Origin of the sequence: Sinorhizobium prairiense, assembly GCF_029201645.2 — a bacterium.
Lineage (GTDB): Bacteria > Pseudomonadota > Alphaproteobacteria > Rhizobiales > Rhizobiaceae > Sinorhizobium > Sinorhizobium meliloti_A.
Map to the genome: position 1 here is coordinate 3,425,111 of NZ_CP104131.1, position 21,794 is coordinate 3,446,904.

The following is a 21,794-nucleotide window of genomic DNA, read 5'->3' on the forward strand; positions in this document are numbered from 1 at the left end:
GCTTTCGGCGAAGGTTTGGCGTTTGCCGCGTTTCAGGCCTTGATCATTTTGGGATCACAAAGGAAGCACTTTCATGGCGCGCAACAAGATCGCACTTATCGGTTCGGGGATGATTGGTGGCACGCTGGCCCATCTCGCCGGCCTGAAGGAACTGGGCGACATCGTCCTCTTCGACATTGCCGACGGCATTCCCCAGGGCAAGGGCCTCGACATCGCGCAGTCCTCTCCGGTCGAGGGCTTCGATGCATCGATGACCGGTGCGAGCGACTATTCCGCGATCGAGGGCGCCGACGTCTGCATCGTCACCGCCGGCGTGCCGCGCAAGCCCGGCATGAGCCGCGACGATCTGCTCGGCATCAACCTCAAGGTCATGGAACAGGTCGGCGCCGGCATCAAGAAATACGCTCCGAACGCCTTCGTCATCTGCATCACCAACCCGCTCGACGCCATGGTCTGGGCGCTGCAGAAGTTCTCCGGCCTGCCGAAGAACAAGGTCGTCGGCATGGCCGGCGTGCTCGACTCTTCGCGCTTCCGGCTCTTCCTTGCGGAGGAGTTCAACGTCTCGGTCAAGGACGTCACCGCTTTCGTGCTCGGCGGCCATGGCGACACCATGGTGCCCCTCGCGCGTTATTCGACCGTCGCCGGCATTCCGCTGCCCGACCTGATCCAGATGGGCTGGACCACCAAGGAAAAGCTCGACCAGATCATTCAGCGCACCCGTGACGGCGGCGCCGAGATCGTCGGCTTGCTCAAGACCGGCTCGGCCTATTATGCGCCGGCCGCCTCGGCGATCGAAATGGCCGAGGCCTACCTCAAGGACAAGAAGCGCGTGCTGCCCTGCGCCGCTCATCTCTCCGGCCAGTATGGCGTCAAGGACATGTATGTCGGCGTGCCCACCGTCATCGGCGCCGGCGGCATCGAGCGCATCATCGAGATCGACCTCAACAAGGGCGAGAAGGAAGCCTTCGACAAGTCGGTCGCGGCCGTCGCCGGCCTTTGCGAAGCCTGCATCAACATCGCACCCAGCCTGAAGTAACCGCCATCCGGCCTATCAGACAGGAAAGAACCCATGAACATCCATGAATACCAGGCCAAGGCTCTGTTGAAGAGCTATGGCGCGCCGGTCGCGGAAGGCGTCGCGATCTTCTCCGCCGACGAGGCCGAAGCGGCTGCGAAGAAGCTGCCGGGACCGCTTTACGTGGTGAAGAGCCAGATTCATGCCGGCGGCCGCGGCAAGGGCAAGTTCAAGGAACTCGGCCCCGACGCCAAGGGCGGCGTGCGCCTGGCCAAGTCGGTGGACGAGGTCGTCGCCAATGCCAAGGACATGCTCGGCAACACGCTGGTGACCAAGCAGACCGGTCCGGCCGGCAAGCAGGTCAACCGCCTCTATATCGAGGACGGCGCCGATATCGACCGCGAACTCTATCTCTCGATCCTCGTCGACCGCTCCGTGGGCCGGGTGGCCTTCGTCGTTTCGACCGAGGGCGGCATGGACATCGAAGCGGTCGCCGAACATACGCCGGAGAAGATCGTCACCGTCGCGATCGATCCGGAAAAGGGTGTGACCGCTGAAAATCTGAAGACGCTCGCCGACGCGCTGAAGCTCGAAGGCGAAGCGCGCGCCGATGCCGAGAAGCTCTTCCCGATCCTCTACAAGGCATTCGTCGAAAAGGACATGAGCCTGCTCGAGGTCAATCCGCTGATCGTCATGACGAACGGCCGGATGCGCGTCCTCGACGCCAAGGTCTCCTTCGACGGCAACGCCCTCTTCCGCCATGAGGACGTGGTCGCGCTGCGCGACACGACGGAAGAGGACGACAAGGAAATCGAGGCGTCGAAATACGACCTCGCCTATGTCGCCCTGGACGGCAATATCGGCTGTATGGTCAACGGCGCCGGTCTCGCAATGGCGACGATGGACATCATCAAGCTCTACGGCGCCGAGCCTGCGAACTTCCTCGATGTCGGCGGCGGTGCCTCGAAGGAAAAGGTCACCCAGGCCTTCAAGATCATCACGGCCGATCCGGCGGTGAAGGGCATCCTCGTCAACATCTTCGGCGGCATCATGAAATGCGATGTCATCGCCGAGGGCGTGCTTGCAGCGGTCAAGGAAGTCGGCCTCAAGGTGCCGCTCGTCGTGCGCCTGGAAGGCACCAATGTCGAGCTCGGCAAGAAGATCATCAATGAATCGGGCCTCAACGTGATTTCCGCCGATGATCTGGACGACGCCGCCCAGAAGATCGTTGCAGCCGTGAAGGGAGCCTGAGGTTTCATGTCCATCCTGATCAACAAAGACACCAAGGTTCTCGTTCAGGGCCTCACCGGCAAGACCGGTACCTTCCACACCGAGCAGGCACTCGCCTATAACGGCACCAAGATGGTCGGCGGCATTCACCCGAAGAAGGGCGGCGAGACCTGGACCGGTGCCAAGGGCGAGCAACTGCCGATCTTCGCGACGGTCGCCGAAGGCCGCGATGCGACCGGCGCCAACGCTTCCGTGATCTACGTCCCGCCGGCCGGTGCCGCCGCGGCGATCATCGAAGCGATCGATGCGGAAATCCCGCTCATCGTCTGCATCACCGAGGGCATTCCCGTCGCCGACATGGTGAAGGTCAAGGCGCGGCTCGAAAAGTCGTCTTCGCGCCTCATCGGCCCGAACTGCCCGGGCGTGCTGACGCCGGACGAGTGCAAGATCGGCATCATGCCGGGCAACATCTTCCGCAAAGGTTCGGTCGGCGTGCTTTCGCGCTCCGGCACGCTGACCTACGAGGCGGTGTTCCAGACCACCAATGAAGGCCTCGGCCAGACGACCGCAGTCGGCATCGGCGGCGACCCGGTCAAGGGCACCGAGTTCATCGACGTGCTGGAAATGTTCCTCGCAGACGACGAGACCAAGTCGATCATCATGATCGGCGAGATCGGCGGCTCGGCCGAAGAGGAAGCGGCGCAGTTCCTGAAGGACGAGGCGAAGCGTGGCCGCAAGAAGCCGATGGTCGGCTTCATCGCGGGCCGTACCGCGCCTCCCGGCCGCACGATGGGCCATGCCGGCGCCGTCATCTCCGGTGGCAAGGGTGGTGCGGAAGACAAGATTGCGGCGATGGAATCGGCCGGGATCCGCGTCTCGCCTTCGCCCGCACGCCTCGGCAAGACGCTGGTCGAAGTCCTGAAGGGCTGACGAACAATCCCACGGCGCCCGCGCGTCCTGCCGGACGCATAAAGGTCGCCGTGGCACTTTGCAGCGGGGCGGCAGGCCATGCCGCCCCATTGGAGCCACGAAAGATACGATGATGAGCGTCAAGTCCGGTGCAGATGGCGAACAGCCGGAACCGGGCCGACGCAGCCGGAACGACGCGCCTGACCATTGAAGGCGCCGATCCGGCAGAAGGCAAACACGACCGGGACAACCCGGCACACCAACTTAAGTCAGGAGGCGGGCTGAAGTCCGCGATAGACCATGACAAGGCAAGAGGCCAACGAGCAATTCCAGCTCACATCCTTTCTGGACGGCGCCAATGCCGCCTATATCGAGCAGCTCCATGCGCGCTATGAAGCGGACCCCTCATCCGTTTCGGCCGAGTGGCAGTCCTTCTTCAAGGCGCTTGCCGACCGGCCCGAAGATGTGGTGAGGGCGGCCAAGGGCGCCTCCTGGAAGAAGCAGAACTGGCCGATTCCCGCCAATGGCGAACTCGTCTCGGCCCTCGACGGCGACTGGGGTACGGTCGAGAAGGTCATCGAAAAAAGGTCAAGGCGAAGGCCGAGGAGGCCGCAGCCGCTGCCGGCGTGGCGCTCAGCGAGGCCGAGGTGCATCAGTCGACGCGCGATTCCGTCCGCGCCATCATGATGATCCGCGCCTATCGCATGCGCGGCCACCTGCACGCCAAGCTCGACCCGCTCGGCCTTGCCGATCCGGTCGAGGATTATGACGAACTCTCCCCGAAGACCTACGGCTTCGAAGAGAAGGACTACGACCGCAAGATCTTCATCGACAACGTGCTCGGCCTCGAATATGCGACCGTGCGCGAGATGGTCGAGATCCTCGAGCGGACCTATTGTTCGACGATCGGTGTCGAATTCATGCATATGTCCAACCCGGAAGAGAAGGGCTGGATACAGGAACGCATCGAAGGCCCGGACAAGGGCGTCGAATTCACCCCCGAGGGCAAGAAGGCGATCCTGCAGAAGCTCATCGAGGCGGAAGGCTTCGAGCAGTTCATCGACGTCAAGTACAAGGGCACCAAGCGCTTCGGGGTCGACGGCGGCGAATCCCTGATCCCGGCGCTCGAGCAGATCATCAAGCGCGGCGGCCAGCTCGGCCTGAAGGAGATCGTGCTGGGCATGGCGCATCGCGGCCGCCTCAACGTTCTCTCGCAGGTCATGGCCAAGCCGCACCGCGCCATCTTCCACGAGTTCAAGGGCGGCTCCTACACGCCCGATGACGTGGAAGGCTCCGGCGACGTCAAATATCACCTGGGCGCTTCCTCGGACCGCGAGTTCGACGGCAACAAGGTCCACCTGTCGCTGACGGCAAACCCGTCGCATCTGGAGATCGTCAATCCGGTCGTCATGGGCAAGGCGCGCGCCAAGCAGGACCAGATGGCAACCGTATTCGAAGGCGACATCATTCCGCTGCGCGAACGCGTCAAGGTCATGCCGCTGATCCTGCACGGCGACGCGGCCTTTGCCGGCCAGGGTGTGGTCGCCGAAATTCTCGGCCTCTCCGGCCTGCGCGGGCACCGTGTCGGCGGCACGGTGCATTTCATCATCAACAACCAGATCGGCTTCACCACGAACCCGGCCTTCTCGCGTTCCTCGCCCTATCCGTCGGACGTGGCGAAGATGATCGAGGCGCCGATATTCCACGTGAACGGTGACGATCCGGAAGCGGTGGTCTATGCGGCCAAGGTCGCGACCGAATTCCGGATGAAGTTCCACAAGCCGGTCGTCATCGACATGTTCTGCTACCGCCGCTTCGGTCACAACGAGGGCGACGAGCCGGCGTTCACGCAGCCGAAGATGTACAAGGCGATCCGTGCGCACAAGACCGTCGTCCAGCTCTATTCGGACCGGCTGATCGCCCAGGGCCTGATCAGCGAAGGCGAAGTCGAGAAGATGAAGGCCGATTGGCGCGCCCATCTCGAACAGGAATTCGAGGCGGGTCAGTCCTACAAGCCGAACAAGGCCGACTGGCTCGACGGCGCCTGGTCGGGCCTGCGCACGGCCGATAACCAGGATGAGCAGCGCCGCGGGCGCACTTCGGTGCCGATGAAGCAGTTGAAGGAGGTCGGTCGCAAGCTGTCCGAAATTCCGGCCGGCTTCAGCGCGCACCGCACCATCCAGCGCTTCATGGAAAACCGCGCCAACATGATCCAGACCGGCGAGGGCATCGACTGGGCGATGGCGGAAGCGCTCGCCTTCGGTACGCTGGTGACCGAGGGCACCAAGATCCGCCTGTCCGGTCAGGATTGCGAGCGCGGCACCTTTTCCCAGCGCCATTCGGTTCTCTACGATCAGGAGACCGAAGAGCGCTACATTCCGCTCGCCAACCTGTCGCCGACCCAGGCACGCTACGAGGTCATAAACTCGATGCTCTCGGAAGAGGCCGTCCTCGGCTTCGAATACGGCTATTCGCTCGCTCGCCCGAACGCCCTGACGCTCTGGGAAGCCCAGTTCGGCGACTTCGCCAACGGCGCGCAGGTGGTCTTCGACCAGTTCATCTCGTCGGGCGAGCGCAAGTGGCTGCGCATGTCGGGCCTCGTCTGCCTGCTGCCGCACGGCTACGAGGGTCAGGGACCGGAGCATTCCTCCGCCCGGCTGGAACGGTTCCTGCAGCTTTGCGCGGAAGACAACATGCAGGTCGCCAACGTCACGACCCCGGCGAACTATTTCCACATCCTGCGCCGTCAGGTGAAGCGCGATTTCCGCAAGCCGCTGATCCTGATGACGCCGAAGTCGCTGCTGCGTCACAAGCGGGCGGTCTCCAGCCTTTCGGAAATGGCCGGCGAGAGCTCCTTCCACCGTCTCCTCTGGGACGATGCCGAGGTCATCAAGGACGGTCCGATCAAGCTGCAGAAGGATTCGAAGATCCGTCGCGTCGTCATGTGCTCGGGCAAGGTCTATTACGACCTTCTGGAGGAGCGCGAGAAGCGCGGCATCGACGACATCTACCTGCTGCGCGTCGAGCAGCTCTATCCGTTCCCGGCCAAGGCGCTCATCAACGAGCTCAGCCGCTTCCGCAACGCGGAGATGGTCTGGTGCCAGGAAGAGCCGAAGAACATGGGCGCCTGGGCATTCATCGATCCCTATCTGGAGTGGGTCCTTGCCCATATCGATGCCAAGTACCAGCGGGTGCGCTATACCGGCCGTCCGGCCGCCGCTTCGCCGGCGACCGGCCTGATGTCCAAGCATCTGGCCCAGCTTGCCGCCTTCCTCGAGGATGCGCTGGGTGGCTGACCAAGCCCTCACGGTCTGCCGCTCGCTGACGCGCTTTCAGCGTAGCGGTTTTCCGTCCGGGAGCGCGTAACTCAAAGAGCTAGAAACAGAAATCTGATCAACGGAACAAAACTCATGGCAACAGAAATCCGCGTTCCCACCCTTGGCGAATCCGTCAGCGAAGCGACCGTCGGCACCTGGTTCAAGAAGGTCGGCGACGCGATTAAGGCCGACGAGCCGATCCTCGAGCTCGAGACCGACAAAGTGACGATCGAAGTCCCGGCCCCGGCCGCCGGCACGCTCAGCGAAATCGTCGCGCAGGCGGGCGAAACCGTCGGCCTCGGCGCGCTGCTCGGCCAGATCTCCGAGGGCGGCGCGGGTGCTGCCGCCGCTGCGCCGGCTGCGGCCGAGAAGAAGCCTGAGCCTGCGGCCGCCACCGCTGCTCCGGCTGCGGCCGCACAGCCGGCCGCCGCTGCCGCGACGCAGACGTCCACGTCGATGCCGCCGGCACCGGCGGCTGCCAAGCTCATGGCCGAGAACAGTCTTTCCGCCGATCAGATCGACGGCTCGGGCAAGCGTGGCCAGGTGCTGAAGGGTGACGTGCTCGCAGCCGTCGCCAAGGGCATTTCGGCTCCGGCTGCAGCCGAGCCGGCCAAGATCCAGGCCCGCGCGCCGGCACCGGCGGAAGATGCCTCTCGCGAAGAGCGCGTGAAGATGACCCGCCTGCGGCAGACGATCGCCCGGCGCTTGAAGGACGCGCAGAACACCGCGGCTATGCTCACCACCTATAACGAGGTGGACATGAGCGCCGTCATGAGCCTGCGCTCGAAGTACAAGGACATCTTCGAGAAGAAGCACGGCGTGAAGCTCGGCTTCATGGGCTTCTTCACCAAGGCGGTGACGCATGCGCTGAAGGAGTTGCCGGCCGTCAACGCCGAGGTCGACGGCACCGAGATCATCTACAAGAACTTCTGCCACGTCGGCGTCGCCGTCGGCACCGACAAGGGCCTCGTCGTGCCGGTCGTGCGCGATGCCGACCAGATGTCGATCGCCGAAATCGAGAAGGAAATCGGCCGTCTCGGCAAGGCAGCGCGCGACGGAACGCTGGCCATGGCCGACATGCAGGGAGGCACCTTCACCATCTCCAACGGCGGCGTCTACGGTTCGCTGATGTCCTCGCCGATCCTCAACGCTCCGCAATCGGGCATCCTCGGCATGCACAAGATCCAGGACCGCCCGGTCGCGATCGGTGGTCAGGTCGTCATCCGGCCGATGATGTATCTGGCGCTCTCCTACGATCACCGCATCGTCGACGGCAAGGAAGCGGTGACCTTCCTCGTGCGCGTCAAGGAAAGCCTCGAGGATCCGGAACGCCTGGTGCTGGATCTCTAGATCACGGTGATTTAGGCCGGGTCGGCCTGAATGGCGGGGGCCGCGTGCCCCCGTTTCCATCTCCACCGATGCCCGGACCGGGACGCACGTCTGACGGGCATCGACAGCCACGGAACCAGAGGTTAGGTTTTGGGGGCACGCTATGCGCGCATCCCGGACAGTTGGGCATCGTAAGCACCGGTCGCAACCATGATGAGCTATCTGATCGAACTCGCTTCGCTAATGGCGATCTTCACCTTCGCCATCGTTTCGCCCGGCGCCGACCTCGCCATGGTGCTGCGCCAATCGCTGGTGCACGGCCGCCGCGCGGCGATCGTCACCTCCTTCGGCATCGGCGCGTCGCTGATGTTCCACGTGACCTACACCATTCTCGGCCTTGGGCTGATCATCTCGCAGTCGATCTACCTCTTCAACATCGTCAAGTGGTGCGGCGTCGCCTACCTGATCTACATCGGCATCAAAGCCCTTCGCGCCGGCCAGACGGAAATCGCGGTCGAGGCAGCGGCCGAGACCGGCGAAGCCCGCAGGCAGCAGTCGGCGCTGAAGGCCTTCGGCCTCGGCTTTGCGGCCAACGCGCTCAATCCCAAGGCGGTCTTCTTCTTCCTGTCTATCTTCTCGACGGTCGTCAGCGCCCATACGCCGATGACGGTCAAGTTCGGCTATGGCTTCGTCATGGCGAGCGCGCTGATCCTCTGGTTCGTCGGCGTCAGCCTGTTCATGACGACGCCGCGGATGCGGGCGGCCTTCACGCGCGCGAGCAAATGGATCGACCGGGCGAGTGGCATGGTCTTCATCGCTCTCGGACTGAAGCTGGCGACGGAAAAGGCCGCGTGATGATCTGCGGCCGCAACGTTCTCTTCGTTTCGCTTATGCTTTCGGCAGCACCGGCCCTTGCGGACGAGTGCACCCAGGCGCAGGCGGTCTACGCCGATCCGGCCGGAACCTATGAGCTGCGCTTCGAGCCCGTCGGATCGGAGGCAGCAGTCACCAGCAATCACTTCAAGATCAGGATTGGGGACACCGGCCTTCTGCTCGATGGCGTCGTGATGCAGTCCGGCGAACCGCTGCGGGCGAACGGGATCGTCATGAACGACTGCCCGACCGGCGACGTGACCGGCGCGGAACTCGAGGCCTGCACCGTCTGGCAGGGCCCGATCTATGCGGTCGACAAGGCCGGCCAGATCGGGCTGCTTCAGCCGGAGGACGCGCCCGCAGCCGATCGGATCCTGCTTCCGGATTTCGGACCGTTGCTGCGTGAATCGAGTGCCTGGGGCGAAGGCAAGGGCACCACAGACAGTTCGGATGTCTTCGAGTTCAAGGGGTGTGGATCATGAGCAGCGGACCTGTACTTCTCGTCACCGGGGGCAGCCGCGGCATCGGCGCCGCGGTCGCGCTTGCCGCGGCCAGCGAAGGCTGGCGGGTCGCCGTCAACTATGCGTCCAATCGCGATGCGGCCGAGGACGTGGTCCGCCGCATCGCGGAGGGCGGCGGCACGGCCGTTTCCGTCGAGGGCGACGTGGGCAGGGAAGAGGGGGTGAAGGCGATCTTTGCAGCCGTCGACACCGCCTTCGGCCGTCTCGACGGCCTCGTCAACAATGCCGGGATCATCGGTCCGCCGCAGCGCGTAGACGAGGTTTCGCCCGAGCGGATCGAGCGGCTGTTCCGCACCAACGTGACGGGCTCCATCCGTTGCGCCGCCGAGGCGGTGCTCCGGATGTCGACGCGCCACGGCGGGCGGGGCGGCTCGATCGTCAATCTCTCCTCCATCGCCGCCGTGCTTGGCGCGCCGGGGCAATATGTCGACTACGCCGCCACGAAGGGCGCGATCGACAGCTTCACGGTCGGCCTGGCGCGTGAAGTTGCCACCGAGGGCATACGCGTGAACGCGGTCCGGCCCGGCATCATCGATACGGAAATTCATGCCTCCGGCGGGCTGCCCGACCGCGCCCGCGACCTCGCACCCACGATCCCGATGCAGCGGCCCGGAACGGCCGGCGAGGTTGCCGATGCAATTCTCTATCTCCTGTCCGACAAGGCGACTTACGTGACGGGAACCATTCTCACCGTCAGTGGCGGGCGGTAGCCCTCCCAAGACCGTCCTCCCAAGAAGGATTATCAAATGGCCTATGATCTCATCGTTATCGGAAGCGGCCCCGGCGGCTATGTCTGCGCCATCAAGGCGGCGCAGCTCGGCATGAAGGTTGCCGTGGTCGAGAAGCGCAGCACCTATGGCGGCACATGCCTGAATGTCGGCTGCATCCCCTCCAAGGCGCTGCTGCATGCTTCCGAAATGTTCCATCAGGCGCAGCACGGCCTGGAGGCGCTGGGAGTCGAGGTCGCAAGCCCGAAGCTCAACCTTCAGAAGATGATGGCCCACAAGGACGCGACCGTTAAGTCCAATGTCGACGGCGTCTCCTTCCTCTTCAAAAAGAACAAGATTGACGGATTCCAGGGTACCGGCAAGGTTCTCGGCCAGGGCAAGGTCTCGGTCACGAACGAAAGCGGAGAGGAGCAGGTGCTCGAGGCGAAGAACGTCGTCATCGCCACCGGCTCGGACGTCGCCGGCATTCCGGGCGTGGAGGTCGCGTTCGACGAAAAGGTGATCGTTTCCTCGACCGGGGCGCTCGCGCTTGAAAAGGTCCCAGCGAGCATGATCGTCGTCGGCGGAGGCGTCATCGGCCTCGAGCTCGGCTCCGTCTGGGCGCGCCTCGGCGCAAAGGTGACCGTGGTCGAATTCCTCGACACGATTCTCGGCGGCATGGACGGCGAGGTTGCCAAGCAGCTTCAGCGGATGCTGACCAAGCAGGGCATCGACTTCAAACTCGGCGCCAAGGTGACCGGTGTCGTGAAATCCGGCGACGGTGCCAAGGTCACCTTCGAACCGGTTAAGGGCGGCGAGGCCACTGCGCTCGATGCCGAGGTCGTGCTCATCGCTACCGGACGCAAGCCCTCGACGGACGGCTTGGGTCTCGCCAAGGCGGGCGTCGTGCTCGATTCGCGCGGCCGCGTCGAGATCGACCAGCATTTCCAGACGAGCATTACCGGTGTCTATGCGATCGGCGACGTCGTGCGTGGGCCGATGCTGGCGCACAAGGCCGAGGACGAAGGCGTTGCCGTGGCGGAGATCATCGCAGGCCAGGCCGGGCATGTGAATTACGACGTCGTTCCAGGCGTCGTCTATACCCAGCCCGAGGTCGCCTCCGTCGGCAAGACCGAGGAAGAGCTGAAGGCCGCGGGCGTCGCCTACAAGGTCGGCAAGTTCCCCTTCACCGCCAATGGCCGCGCCCGGGCCATGCTGCAGACGGACGGTTTCGTGAAGATCCTCGCGGACAAGGAGACCGACCGCGTGCTCGGCGGCCACATCATCGGCTTCGGCGCCGGCGAAATGATCCACGAGATCGCGGTGCTGATGGAGTTCGGCGGATCGTCGGAGGATCTCGGCCGCACCTGCCACGCCCATCCGACGATGTCTGAGGCGGTAAAGGAAGCGGCGCTCGCCACCTTCGCCAAGCCGATCCACATGTGATTATCGGGAGGGCCCTGCCCTCCCACCGCATTGACCGGCCGGTCATTCCACCTGCGTCACAGTGAACCCCTGCTGACGCAGGAGTTCGACGAGGCCTTCCTTCCCGGGAAGGTGCAGCGCGCCCACGGCCATGAACACGCCGCCGCCCTTCAGGAGGGGCGCGGCGCGATCTGCCATGATCCTGTTGCGATCGATGATGATGCGCTGCTCGAACTCGGCATAGCCGGCGTCGTCGGATGAAATCCCGGCGGAGGCGAGTTTCATCATGGGCATGATCGTGCCCGTCTCGCCGGAGAGGTAGAGATCGGTGGTCGTCGTCATCACGTCGTCGATCGTCTTGCCGAGAGCAAGCGTTTCGATCAGTGCCTTGAGATGCATTTCGACCGGCAGCGAATCCATTGCCGAAAGCTGCTCGACCAGCGTTTCAAGACCCTTGAGCGTCTTGCCCTCCCTCAACGCGTCCTCGGCGAGCTTCTTGTCGAGGAAGGAGGCACCGGCCGCCTTGCGCGAGAATTCGCAGGCCGGCAGGGCGACGAAGCTGGCAATCATCCAGGGCTTCATCTTGGTGACGAGCGGCAGCGGGATGCCGCGCGCCTTGAGACCGCTTTCGAGTAGCGCGCGGTCCTCCGGCTTCAGGAAATCGTTGATCGTCTTGTCGCCGGTAAACATGGTCAGTTCCGGCTGCATCATGATCGCGGCGGTTGCCCTGTTCTGGTCGACGATCTCGTCGGACTCGACGATCACCGTCTCAGCCCTTGCGAAGGCCTCCGTCGCGCCGCCGGGCATCGCCAGCACGCGCGGATCGGTGACATGCATGGTGCCGAGGAGGAAGGAGGGCGCCTGACCGTGCCCTTCGATCTTCCAAAGCAGGCCCTTTCCGTTGGGCACCGCCGCCGCTTCCGCGCGCAGCGCCGCCAGGCGGGCCGGATCCGAATGTTCGAGGCCGGTCAAGATGTTGCTGCCGGCGCAGTCCGTCTCTTCCGCCCGTGCCTCCGACACATGGAGCAGGGCGGCAACGAGGCTCGCTGCCGTCAGTAGATTGAGCAGTGCCGTCAGCCACAACAGGCCGTCGGCCGCCTTGGCCGCGAGATCGCGGACGGGTCTGGTGAAAGTGTTCATGGATGCCCCCGGCATTGACGGAACCCTACTCCCCACGGTCACGGGTTCCTTAACACGCTTGGTTAACGGCCAAGGACGTCAGATTTTAGGCGCGCGGATGGGCGCGGTCGTAGATTTCCAGAAGCCGCGCCGAATCGACGCCGGTATAGACCTGCGTGGTCGACAGGCTGGCATGGCCGAGCAGTTCCTGGATGGTGCGGAGATCCCCTCCGCCCGCCAGAAGATGCGTCGCGAAAGAGTGGCGCAGCGCGTGCGGTGTCGCCGAATCCGGCAGGCCGAGTGCGGCGCGCAGCTTCTGCATCTCGCGCTGGATGATCGCCGGCTGGAGCTTCGCGCCGCGGGCGCCGCGGAAAATCGGCTCTCCGGGCTCGATATGGTAGGGGCAGAGCTTTCGATAGGTCTCGACCGCTTCGGCGGCGGCGGCGATCATCGGCACGATCCGTGTCTTGCCGCCCTTTCCGGTGACCCTGAGCGACGTCACCGGTCCTGAGAAATCGGCGGGGGTCAGGTCCAGCGCCTCCGCTATTCGCAGGCCGCAGCCATAGAGCAGGGTCAGCACTGCGGCATTGCGCGCCGCGATCCAGGGTTCCTCGGCCAGTTGCGCGTCCGCGGTGACGACCTTCAGGGCCTCCCGGTCGGTCAATGCCTTGGGGAGTGACTTCGGCTGCTTCGGGGACCGCACCGCCCCTGCACCCGCCGCATTGGCGAGCCCGTTTCTCTCGAGATAGCGCAGGAAGGAACGCAGACCTGCCAGGCCGCGGCCGAGCGTGCGCGCGCCGGCGCCTCCCTTGCGGCGCTGCGCCAGGAAGCCGCGCAGATCCGCGGGGCGAAGGGCGCGAATATCCGACAGCCGCGGCGGACCGGCGAGGTGCCCGGTCAGGAATGTCAGGAACTGCCGCGTGTCGCGCTCATAGGCGTCGACCGTCTTTTCGGACAACCGGCGTTCCTCGGCGAGGCTCGCAAGCCAGCGCCTTCGTTCCGCCATCACTTCGGGATGGCCTATGGCAAGAAGTTCGTTCATCATCGGGCCCGGCGGGTTCATCAGCGCGGTGCGCTCACTGATCCAGGCTCGGAGCATCGCATCGGGCGTGTTATGTTTTTGCTAACGTGCTGAAGTTTGCTGCTGCGGCCTCTTGGAATTTGTCATTGTTCGATCATATTGAACTGCAATGTTCGGCCAGCAACAGCGGATGGGACAATGTCGAGACGTGATTCGGCGAGCGCTCTGGCGCATTTTGCGGAGGCGGTTGCGCTGGTCTCGCAAGGGCGTCCCGGCCATATCGTCGATACGCTGATCGCGGAACGCGGCCAGAAGATCGTCTGCCATCCCCTGTGGCCCGTCATGCGGCCCTTTCTCTACACGCTGCTCAACTACCGCAAGGCGATCGAGTTCGCCAATGCCGTCGCCAATATGCCGGGCTTCCAGGCCTTCGAGCATCTGAGTTCGCTTCTCGCTCTCGAGATCCGCGCCGACAAGCCGGAGCGCATTCCCGAGAAGGGCGGGTTCCTGCTCGTCAGCAACCATCCGACGGGCATCGCCGACGGCATCGCCGTCTTCGATCTCCTGAAGAGCCGGCGGCCGGACATGATGTTCTTTGCGAACCGCGACGCGATCCGCGTCAATCCGCGCTTCGTGGAAATGGTCATTCCGGTGGAATGGCGCGAGGAATACAAGTCGAAGCTCAAGGCGCGCGAAACGCTGCAGGTGACGAACAGGGCCATCGAGGCGGGCAAGGCGACCGTGCTCTTCCCCTCCGGCCGCATCGCCTATTGGGCCGAGGGACGGCTCAACGAGCGCCCCTGGAAGAGCTCGGCGGTCGGCTTCGCGCGCAAATACGGCCTGCCGATCCTGCCGGTGCATATGAGCGCGCGCAATTCCGGCCTCTTCTACTGGTTTGCCAAATGGTCGACGGAACTGCGCGACATGACGGTGTTCCACGAACTCCTGAACAAGAAGGGCGACCGCTTCGACTTCCGGATCGGCAATCTCATTCCGGCGGATGCGCTCGACGGCGATCCGGTGGAGGTGACGCGTGCGCTGGAGCGTCATACGGTACACGCACTGGCTGCCGACAGCGATGCGGCGTTCGAGCTGTCTGCCAGGGCGGTTGTAGCGGGCTAAGCCGTCACCATGATGCTTCGCTCGATGTTCGCCGAGAACTACCGGTCGCTGCGCTCGATCCGAATGGATTTGGCCGGCGTCAATCTTTTCATCGGAGAGAACGGCGTCGGGAAGTCCAACCTCTATCGTGCCCTGCAGCTGGTTCAGGCTGCCGTGAGAGGCCATCTCGCCCGCGAGATTGCGGAAGAAGGCGGCATGGCGTCCGCCATCTGGAGCGGCCCGCAGCGCGTCGGCAAGCCGGCGCGTATTCGGCTGGACGCCGAACTGATCGACGAGGAGCGAGCGATCACCTTCCGCTACCGGATCGAGGCGGGTTTCCGCCCGCCAAAGGCGGCGGCGGGTTTCGCCTGTGAGCCGCAGGTCAAGGAGGAGGAGCTCACGATCGAGACGGGCCGGCGTCCGGTACCGGTGATGAAGCGCACCGGCCCCGGTATCTTCGTGCGCGGCGAGGGCGGCCGGATGGTGGACTATCCGGAGCAGGCGATGACCTCGGAGACGGCTATCGCGCTGCTCGGCGACGCCGGCCACTACCCTGAAATCGGCAGCTTCCGCCGGGCGGTCGACCAATGGCGGTTCTTTCACGGCTTTCGCACCGACCGCGAATCGCCGCTGCGGATGCCCTGCCTCGCCATCACCGCGCCATTGCTGGACGAAACCGGCGCCAACATGGCCGCCGTCTTCGCGACGCTCCGGCACACGAGGCAGGATACGGTCGATCTCGATCGCGCGGTTGCCGACGCCTTTGCAGGCGCCCGCCTGCAGGTGCCCGAACCCGGCCAGTTCGCCGAATTCTCGCTCGTCTTTCCGGACTTTCCGCACCGGGCATTTTCGCCGCGCGAGCTTTCGGACGGGCAGATGCGTTTTCTGGCACTTGCGGCGGCGCTGTTATCCTATCGCCGTCCCCGGTTCATCGCGCTCAACGAGCCCGAGACGAGCCTTCATCCCGATATGCTGCCGGCACTGGCTGCCATGGTCGCCAGTGCCGCTGGGGAGAGCCAGATCTGGATCGTCACGCATTCCGAACGCCTGGCCGAGCTGGTCCGGCAGCAATGCGGCGTTCGCCCGCGGCGTGTGATTCGCAAGGACGGAGCCACCTGGATCGATGGCATGCGGCTTACCGGCGCGGTCGAAGAGGAGGACGAATAAGGGCTCTCTTATCTGGCCTGCCGGCCACCCTGCAGGCAAGGCAACATGACGGCCGCGTACTCGTCCCCTCGCCCGCCTGCAGAGCGACCTTTAGAAGACGGGCGAACTCGGAAAAAAGGCCCCGCATCACTGCGAGGCCCCTTGTCAATTCCGTTCGACGCCGGAGGATCAGGCGATCTTCTGGCCGGTCTTGGCCCAGTCGGCGAGGAACATTTCGAGGCCCTTGTCGGTCAGCGGGTGCTTGACCAGGGCCTTCAGCGTTGCCGGCGGGGCGGTGACGACGTCGGCGCCGATGAGGGCGGCCTCCTTGACGTGGTTGACCGTGCGCACCGAGGCGGCGAGGATCTCCGTCTCGTAGCCGTAATTGTCGAAGATCTGGCGGATTTCGCGGATCAGGTCCATGCCGTCGACGGCGATATCGTCGAGGCGGCCGATGAACGGCGAGACGAAGGTCGCGCCGGCCTTGGCGGCGAGCAGCGCCTGGTTTGCCGAGAAGCACAGCGTCACATTGGTCTGGTGACCGTCCGAGGTCAGCGCCTTGCAGGCCTTGAGGCCGTCGAGCGTCAGCGGCAGCTTGATGCAGATGTTGTCGGCGATCTTCGAAAGGGCGGCCGCTTCCTTCATCATCGCGCTGTATTCGGTCGCGGTCACTTCGGCCGAAACCGGACCTTCGACGATCGAGCAGATTTCCTTGGTAACCTCGACGATGTCGCGGCCCGCCTTCAGGATCAATGACGGATTTGTGGTGACGCCGTCGAGCAGGCCGAGATCGTTCAGTTCCCGGATGTCCTTCACATCGGCGGTATCAACGAAAAATTTCATCGGAGTCTTCCTTTGGCACTCAGCCGTTTCGGGCGCATCTCCACAGCAGGAAATTCCATGGCGGATATCGCGCGCGTTGAAACTCGGTTGGAACCGTGACAAACCCTGCTTTCCGCAAGGCAGCGGTTCGCTGCGAGTTTTCTTTAACTGAAAGCGGTGGCAAGGTCACGGCAAAATGACTCTTGATTCAACCGATTTATTCGGCCCCGTACTCGACCGCCGGGTGGTGCCCGTCCTGGTGCCCATGCCGGCGCCGAGGGCCTATTCCTACGCGGTGCCCGACGGCATGGCGGTCGAGCCGGGATCGATCGTGCAGGTGCCGCTCGGCCCCCGTTTCGTCGTCGGCGTCGTGTGGGACGGCGAAGACGACGGCGGCGTCGATCCGAAAAAGCTGAAGCAGATCGAGAAGGTCTTCGACTGCCCGCCGCTCGGCCCGGACATGCGCGCCTTTCTCGATTGGGTGGCGAGCTACACGCTGACGCCGCCGGGCCTCGTCGCCCGGATGGCACTCCGGGCGCCGGCCGCGTTCGATCCGGAGCCGATGGTGGAAGCCCTGCGCTTGACCGAGATGCGGCCGGAACGGATGACTGCGGCGCGCGAGCGCGTCCTCGCCACCGCGAGCGACGGGCTTTCCTGGACCCGCTCGGGGCTCGCCCATGCCGCGGGCGTCTCGTCCAGCGTCATCGACGGCCTGACGTCGCAGGGCGTGTTCGAAACCGTCTTCATGCCGCCGCCGCCCGTCGTCGCCGCGCCGGATCCGGCTTTCGCCGCGCCGCGCCTCGAAGGCCCGCAGAGACAGGCGGCTGCCGACCTGCTGGTCGCCGTCGAGGAGCGGAAATTCTCCGTATCGCTGATCGACGGCATCACCGGTTCCGGCAAGACTGAGGTCTATTTCGAGGCGATAGCGGCGACGTTGCGCGCCGGCAAGCAGGTCCTGATCCTGCTGCCGGAGATCGCGCTGACCGCAAGCTTCCTCGAACGCTTCCAGGAGCGCTTCGGCGCGAAGCCCGCGGAGTGGCATTCCGATCTCGCGCCGCGCACGCGGGAAAAGGTCTGGCGGCAGGTGACGACCGGCCAGGTGCGCGTCGTCGCCGGCGCCCGCTCGGCGCTGTTCCTGCCCTTCGAGGATCTCGGCCTCATCATCGTCGACGAGGAGCACGACCCCGCCTACAAGCAGGAGGACCGCGTCTTCTATAATGCGCGCGATATGGCCGTGGTGCGCGGGCGGATCGGCAATTTTCCGGTCGTGCTCGTCTCCGCCACGCCTTCGGTCGAGAGCCGGGTGAACGGCGAGGTGGGGCGTTACCGGCCGATCCATCTGCCCACCCGCTTCGGCGATGCGGCGCTCCCCGATCTCGGCATAGTCGACATGCGCCGTCATCCGCCGGAACGCGGCGGCTTTCTCTCGCCGGTGCTCGTGAACCAGATCGGCAAGACGATCGGCCGGCGCGAGCAGGCGCTCCTGTTCCTGAACCGGCGCGGCTATGCGCCGCTGACGCTCTGCCGCGTCTGCGGCCATCGCTTTCAGTGCCCGGACTGCTCGAGCTGGCTGGTCGAGCACCGTTTCCGCGGGCAGATCCAGTGCCATCATTGCGGCTATTCGGAGAGGACGCCGGAAGCCTGCCCGGAATGCGGCACGCTCGATCATCTCGTTGCCTGCGGCCCAGGGGTGGAGCGCATCGCCGAAGAGGTCGAGCGGCATTTCCCCGACGCGCGCACCATTGTGCTCTCCTCCGACCTGATGGGCGTCAAGCGGCTGCGGCTGGAGCTCGAGGCGATCGCCCGCGGGGAGGCGGACATCGTCATCGGCACTCAACTCGTCGCCAAGGGGCACAACTTCCCGAACATGACGCTCGTCGGCATCGTCGATGCGGATCTGGGTCTTGCCAATGGCGACCCGCGCGCTGCGGAACGGACGTTCCAGCTCCTTTCCCAGGTGACGGGGCGTGCCGGCCGGACGGGCCTCAAGAGCCTCGGGCTTCTGCAGACCTATCAGCCGCAGCATCCGGTCATGCAGGCGATCGTGTCCGGCGATTCCGACGCTTTCTACGAACGCGAGATCCATGAGCGGGAAAGGGCGGTGCTGCCCCCTTTCGGCCGGCTCGCCTCGATCATCGTTTCGGCCGATACGCGCGGCGATGCCGAGGGCCACGCCCGCGGACTGCGCAATGCCGCGCCGCGCGTCGACGGCATATCGATCCTCGGACCGGCGGAAGCGCCGCTCGCGCTCATCCGCGGCCGACATCGCTTCCGGCTTCTCGTCCACGGGCGGCGCAACAGCGACATGCAGTCCTTCGTCCGGGCGATGATCGCTGCCGGCCCCAAGGAGCGCGGATCGGTCAGCGTCCAGCTCGACATCGATCCGCAGAGTTTTTTGTGATCACTGTCGGATCTTCGTCCTTCGACCGATTCACATCCGGAAGGACATAGGCTAGACCTCTTTCACGCATCGCCTCGGCTCGGCGCGAGGCGGAGGGTCCACAGCAACGGGCGGGGACGGAGATGGAGTTCTACATACCGACGGAAACCGGGGAGCTGCTGGCTTTTTGTGCGGCCGCGCTCGCGGCGCTGATCGGGCTCGTCATGCTCTTTGCGCCGCGCCTGACCTTTCGTGCCGCCGGGATCGGCATCGCCGAGGGGCGGCGGGGAGGGCTGGCGGAGGCCCGCTCCACCATGGGCGGCATGCATCTGGGCCTGGGCCTCGGCGCCATCCTGCTTGCCCAGCCAATGGTCTATCTCGCCGTCGGCGCGGCTTTCGCACTCGCGGCGTTCGGTCGCATCCTGTCGATCATGAGCGACAACGGCGCGACCCTCTTCAACTGGCTCGCGCTCCTGGTCCAGGCGGCGCTGGCGATCCTGCCTCTTGCCTATGTTTTCGGGCTGATCTGATCGCCGACAAGGGCCTGCGACACTATTTACGGCAAAATTCGGCCGAAGCGGCCGGGTAATGCCGCATTCCTGCCGTTGGCGTGTTGCGAGTCCAAACATCCTATGCTAGACGAACCGCGAACTGCGGGGGAAGTGGGTCGACCGGCCTCGATATCCTGCGAATTATTGCAGCAGATTCAAGATGTTAGGTCGACGGTTCGCCTGTCCTGGCATTCCTGGATGATTTTGAGAGAAGCTTGTGCCCGTGGCAGACACATCCCAGCTCATTTCCGGTGTTGCAGAAAGATATGCCTCCTCGCTTTTCGAGCTTGCCCTTGATGCCGGGTCGATCGAAGCAGTCGGCGCCGATCTGACGCGCATCCAGGCGCTGATCGACGGTAGCGACGATCTGAAGCGGCTGATCGTAAGCCCGGTCTTTTCCGCCGACGACCAGTTCAAGGCCATTTCCGCCCTCGTCGAGAAGTTCGGCTTCTCCGGGCTGGTCGGCAACTTCCTGAAGGTCGTCGCGCGCAATCGCCGCCTCTTCGTGCTGCCGGGCATCATCAAGGCGTTCCGTCTGCTCGCTGCCCGTCACAAGGGCGAAATCACCGCCGACGTCACGTCGGCACATGCGCTGACGCTGGCGCAGGAAATCGAATTGAAGGCGGCGCTGAAAGGCGTCACCGGCAAAGACGTGGCGGTAAACGTCACCGTCGACCCGTCTATTCTTGGAGGTCTGATCGTGAAGGTCGGGTCCCGCCAGATTGACACCTCCCTTCGCACCAAACTCTCTACCCTTAAGCTTGCACTGAAAGAGGTCGGCTGATGGATATCCGCGCTGCGGAAATTTCCGCAATTCTTAAAGATCAGATCAAAAATTTCGGCCAGGAAGCGGAAGTTTCCGAAGTCGGCCAGGTGCTTTCCGTCGGTGACGGTATCGCCCGCGTCTACGGCCTCGACAACGTCCAGGCAGGCGAGATGGTCGAATTCCCAGGCGGAATTCGCGGCATGGCGCTGAACCTCGAAGCCGACAATGTCGGTGTGGTTATCTTCGGCTCGGACCGGGACATCAAGGAAGGCGACACGGTCAAGCGGACCGGCGCCATCGTGGACGTTCCCGTAGGTCCGGAGCTGCTCGGCCGCGTCGTGGACGCGCTCGGCAATCCGATCGACGGCAAGGGCCCGATCAATGCCAAGCAGCGCGCCCGCGTCGACGTCAAGGCGCCCGGCATCATTCCGCGCAAGTCGGTCCATGAGCCGATGTCGACCGGCCTCAAGGCCATCGACGCCCTCATCCCGGTCGGCCGCGGCCAGCGCGAGCTCGTCATCGGCGACCGCCAGACCGGCAAGACCGCGATCATTCTCGATACGATCCTCAACCAGAAAGCCATTCACGACAATGGCCCGGAAGGGGATAAGCTCTATTGCGTCTACGTCGCTATCGGCCAGAAGCGCTCGACGGTCGCTCAGTTCGTCAAGGTGCTCGAAGAGCGCGGCGCGCTGCAGTATTCGATCATCGTCGCTGCAACGGCTTCCGATCCGGCGCCGATGCAGTATCTGGCTCCGTTCGCCGGCTGCGCGATGGGCGAATATTTCCGCGACAACGGCAAGCACGCCCTGATCGGCTATGACGACCTTTCCAAGCAGGCGGTCGCCTACCGTCAGATGTCTCTGCTGCTGCGCCGCCCGCCGGGCCGTGAAGCCTATCCGGGCGACGTTTTCTACCTGCATTCGCGCCTTCTGGAGCGCGCCGCCAAGCTCTCCGACGAGCGTGGCGCCGGCTCGCTGACGGCTCTGCCGGTCATCGAGACGCAGGGCAACGACGTGTCCGCGTTCATTCCGACCAACGTGATCTCGATCACCGACGGCCAGATCTTCCTCGAAACCGACCTGTTCTACCAGGGTATCCGCCCGGCCGTTAACGTCGGTCTGTCGGTTTCGCGCGTCGGCTCCTCCGCCCAGATCAAGGCGATGAAGCAGGTCGCCGGCTCGATCAAGGGCGAGCTCGCCCAGTACCGCGAAATGGCGGCCTTCGCACAGTTCGGCTCGGACCTCGATGCCGCGACGCAGCGTCTGCTCAACCGCGGTGCCCGCCTGACCGAACTTCTGAAGCAGCCGCAGTTCTCGCCGCTGAAGACGGAAGAGCAGGTTGCGGTCATCTTCGCCGGCGTCAACGGCTATCTCGACAAGCTGCCGGTCAGCGAGGTCGGCAAGTTCGAGCACGGTCTCCTTTCCTACCTCCGTTCGGAAGGCAAGGCCGTTCTGGATACCATCCGTACGGAAAAGGCTATCTCGGACGACACCAAGGCCAAGCTGAAGGGCGCAATCGACAGCTTCGCCAAATCCTTCGCCTGAGCGGACCTCAACTAG

Annotated in this window: 17 protein-coding genes and 1 pseudogene; 15 read left to right on the forward strand and 3 right to left on the reverse strand. The window is 64.4% G+C overall.

From position 1 onward, the window contains the following. Nucleotides 1–73 precede the first annotated feature (73 nt). From mdh to lpdA, 9 genes and pseudogenes are all read left to right on the forward strand, one after another. Nucleotides 74–1,036, forward strand: a complete 963-nt coding sequence (gene mdh / locus N0Q91_RS19190) for a malate dehydrogenase (protein WP_018097290.1) — start codon at nt 74–76, stop codon at nt 1,034–1,036. A gap of 33 nt (nt 1,037–1,069) precedes the next feature. Next, complete coding sequence (sucC, locus tag N0Q91_RS19195) at nt 1,070–2,266, forward strand: ADP-forming succinate--CoA ligase subunit beta (RefSeq protein WP_018097289.1); 1,197 nt, start codon at nt 1,070–1,072, stop codon at nt 2,264–2,266. A 6-nt stretch (nt 2,267–2,272) separates the two neighbouring features. Beyond that, nucleotides 2,273–3,175, forward strand: a complete 903-nt coding sequence (gene sucD, locus N0Q91_RS19200; RefSeq protein ID WP_003530262.1) for a succinate--CoA ligase subunit alpha — start codon at nt 2,273–2,275, stop codon at nt 3,173–3,175. A 279-nt stretch (nt 3,176–3,454) separates the two neighbouring features. After that, nucleotides 3,455–6,450: pseudogene (locus N0Q91_RS19205) on the forward strand (2-oxoglutarate dehydrogenase E1 component). Between the two features lie 114 nt (nt 6,451–6,564). Continuing rightward, complete coding sequence (odhB, locus tag N0Q91_RS19210) at nt 6,565–7,821, forward strand: 2-oxoglutarate dehydrogenase complex dihydrolipoyllysine-residue succinyltransferase (protein ID WP_018097287.1); 1,257 nt, start codon at nt 6,565–6,567, stop codon at nt 7,819–7,821. 189 nt (nt 7,822–8,010) lie between these two features. Continuing rightward, entirely contained in the window at nt 8,011–8,655 is a 645-nt protein-coding gene (locus tag N0Q91_RS19215) for a LysE family transporter (protein ID WP_018097286.1), read from the forward strand. Beyond that, nucleotides 8,655–9,155 carry a hypothetical protein gene (locus N0Q91_RS19220; RefSeq protein WP_275598156.1) on the forward strand — a complete coding sequence of 167 codons (501 nt, stop codon included), beginning with the start codon at nt 8,655–8,657 and terminating at the stop codon, nt 9,153–9,155. Before N0Q91_RS19215 ends, N0Q91_RS19220 begins: the two co-directional genes overlap by 1 nt. Then, complete coding sequence (locus N0Q91_RS19225) at nt 9,152–9,904, forward strand: SDR family oxidoreductase (protein ID WP_275597216.1); 753 nt, start codon at nt 9,152–9,154, stop codon at nt 9,902–9,904. Before N0Q91_RS19220 ends, N0Q91_RS19225 begins: the two co-directional genes overlap by 4 nt. A gap of 36 nt (nt 9,905–9,940) precedes the next feature. Next, nucleotides 9,941–11,347: a dihydrolipoyl dehydrogenase gene (gene lpdA / locus N0Q91_RS19230; RefSeq protein WP_275597217.1), complete on the forward strand. Its 1,407-nt coding sequence runs from the start codon at nt 9,941–9,943 to the stop codon at nt 11,345–11,347. A 42-nt stretch (nt 11,348–11,389) separates the two neighbouring features. Here lpdA and N0Q91_RS19235 read toward each other — a convergent pair whose 3' ends face one another. Both N0Q91_RS19235 and N0Q91_RS19240 read right to left on the reverse strand, forming a co-directional pair. Continuing rightward, nucleotides 11,390–12,466 carry a TraB/GumN family protein gene (locus tag N0Q91_RS19235; protein ID WP_018097282.1) on the reverse strand — a complete coding sequence of 359 codons (1,077 nt, stop codon included), beginning with the start codon at nt 12,464–12,466 and terminating at the stop codon, nt 11,390–11,392. Between the two features lie 85 nt (nt 12,467–12,551). Next, nucleotides 12,552–13,487 (reverse strand): tyrosine recombinase XerC, encoded by a 936-nt coding sequence (locus tag N0Q91_RS19240; protein WP_164866960.1) that lies wholly within the window; start codon nt 13,485–13,487, stop codon nt 12,552–12,554. A gap of 177 nt (nt 13,488–13,664) precedes the next feature. Here N0Q91_RS19240 and N0Q91_RS19245 point away from each other — a divergent pair, with 177 nt between their 5' ends. Then, nucleotides 13,665–14,588 (forward strand): lysophospholipid acyltransferase family protein, encoded by a 924-nt coding sequence (locus tag N0Q91_RS19245; protein WP_100672795.1) that lies wholly within the window; start codon nt 13,665–13,667, stop codon nt 14,586–14,588. Between the two features lie 9 nt (nt 14,589–14,597). Next, entirely contained in the window at nt 14,598–15,734 is a 1,137-nt protein-coding gene (locus tag N0Q91_RS19250; protein ID WP_275597218.1) for an AAA family ATPase, read from the forward strand. A 168-nt stretch (nt 15,735–15,902) separates the two neighbouring features. Here N0Q91_RS19250 and fsa read toward each other — a convergent pair whose 3' ends face one another. Next, nucleotides 15,903–16,556, reverse strand: a complete 654-nt coding sequence (gene fsa, locus N0Q91_RS19255) for a fructose-6-phosphate aldolase (protein ID WP_003530290.1) — start codon at nt 16,554–16,556, stop codon at nt 15,903–15,905. Between the two features lie 175 nt (nt 16,557–16,731). Between fsa and N0Q91_RS19260 the strand changes: the two genes are divergently transcribed. The 4 genes from N0Q91_RS19260 to atpA all read left to right on the forward strand — a co-directional run bounded on the left by N0Q91_RS19260 (nt 16,732) and on the right by atpA (nt 21,779). Beyond that, entirely contained in the window at nt 16,732–18,936 is a 2,205-nt protein-coding gene (locus tag N0Q91_RS19260) for a primosomal protein N' (RefSeq protein WP_275597219.1), read from the forward strand. Nucleotides 18,937–19,058: 122 nt separating this feature from the next. After that, nucleotides 19,059–19,445, forward strand: coding sequence for an AGROH133_08824 family phage infection protein (locus tag N0Q91_RS19265; protein ID WP_003530294.1), 387 nt, complete (start codon nt 19,059–19,061; stop codon nt 19,443–19,445). A 238-nt stretch (nt 19,446–19,683) separates the two neighbouring features. Then, entirely contained in the window at nt 19,684–20,250 is a 567-nt protein-coding gene (locus N0Q91_RS19270; RefSeq protein WP_010970368.1) for a F0F1 ATP synthase subunit delta, read from the forward strand. Further along, nucleotides 20,250–21,779 carry a F0F1 ATP synthase subunit alpha gene (gene atpA / locus N0Q91_RS19275; protein ID WP_018097277.1) on the forward strand — a complete coding sequence of 510 codons (1,530 nt, stop codon included), beginning with the start codon at nt 20,250–20,252 and terminating at the stop codon, nt 21,777–21,779. The genes N0Q91_RS19270 and atpA overlap by 1 nt, the downstream gene beginning before the upstream one ends. Nucleotides 21,780–21,794: the final 15 nt, after the last annotated feature.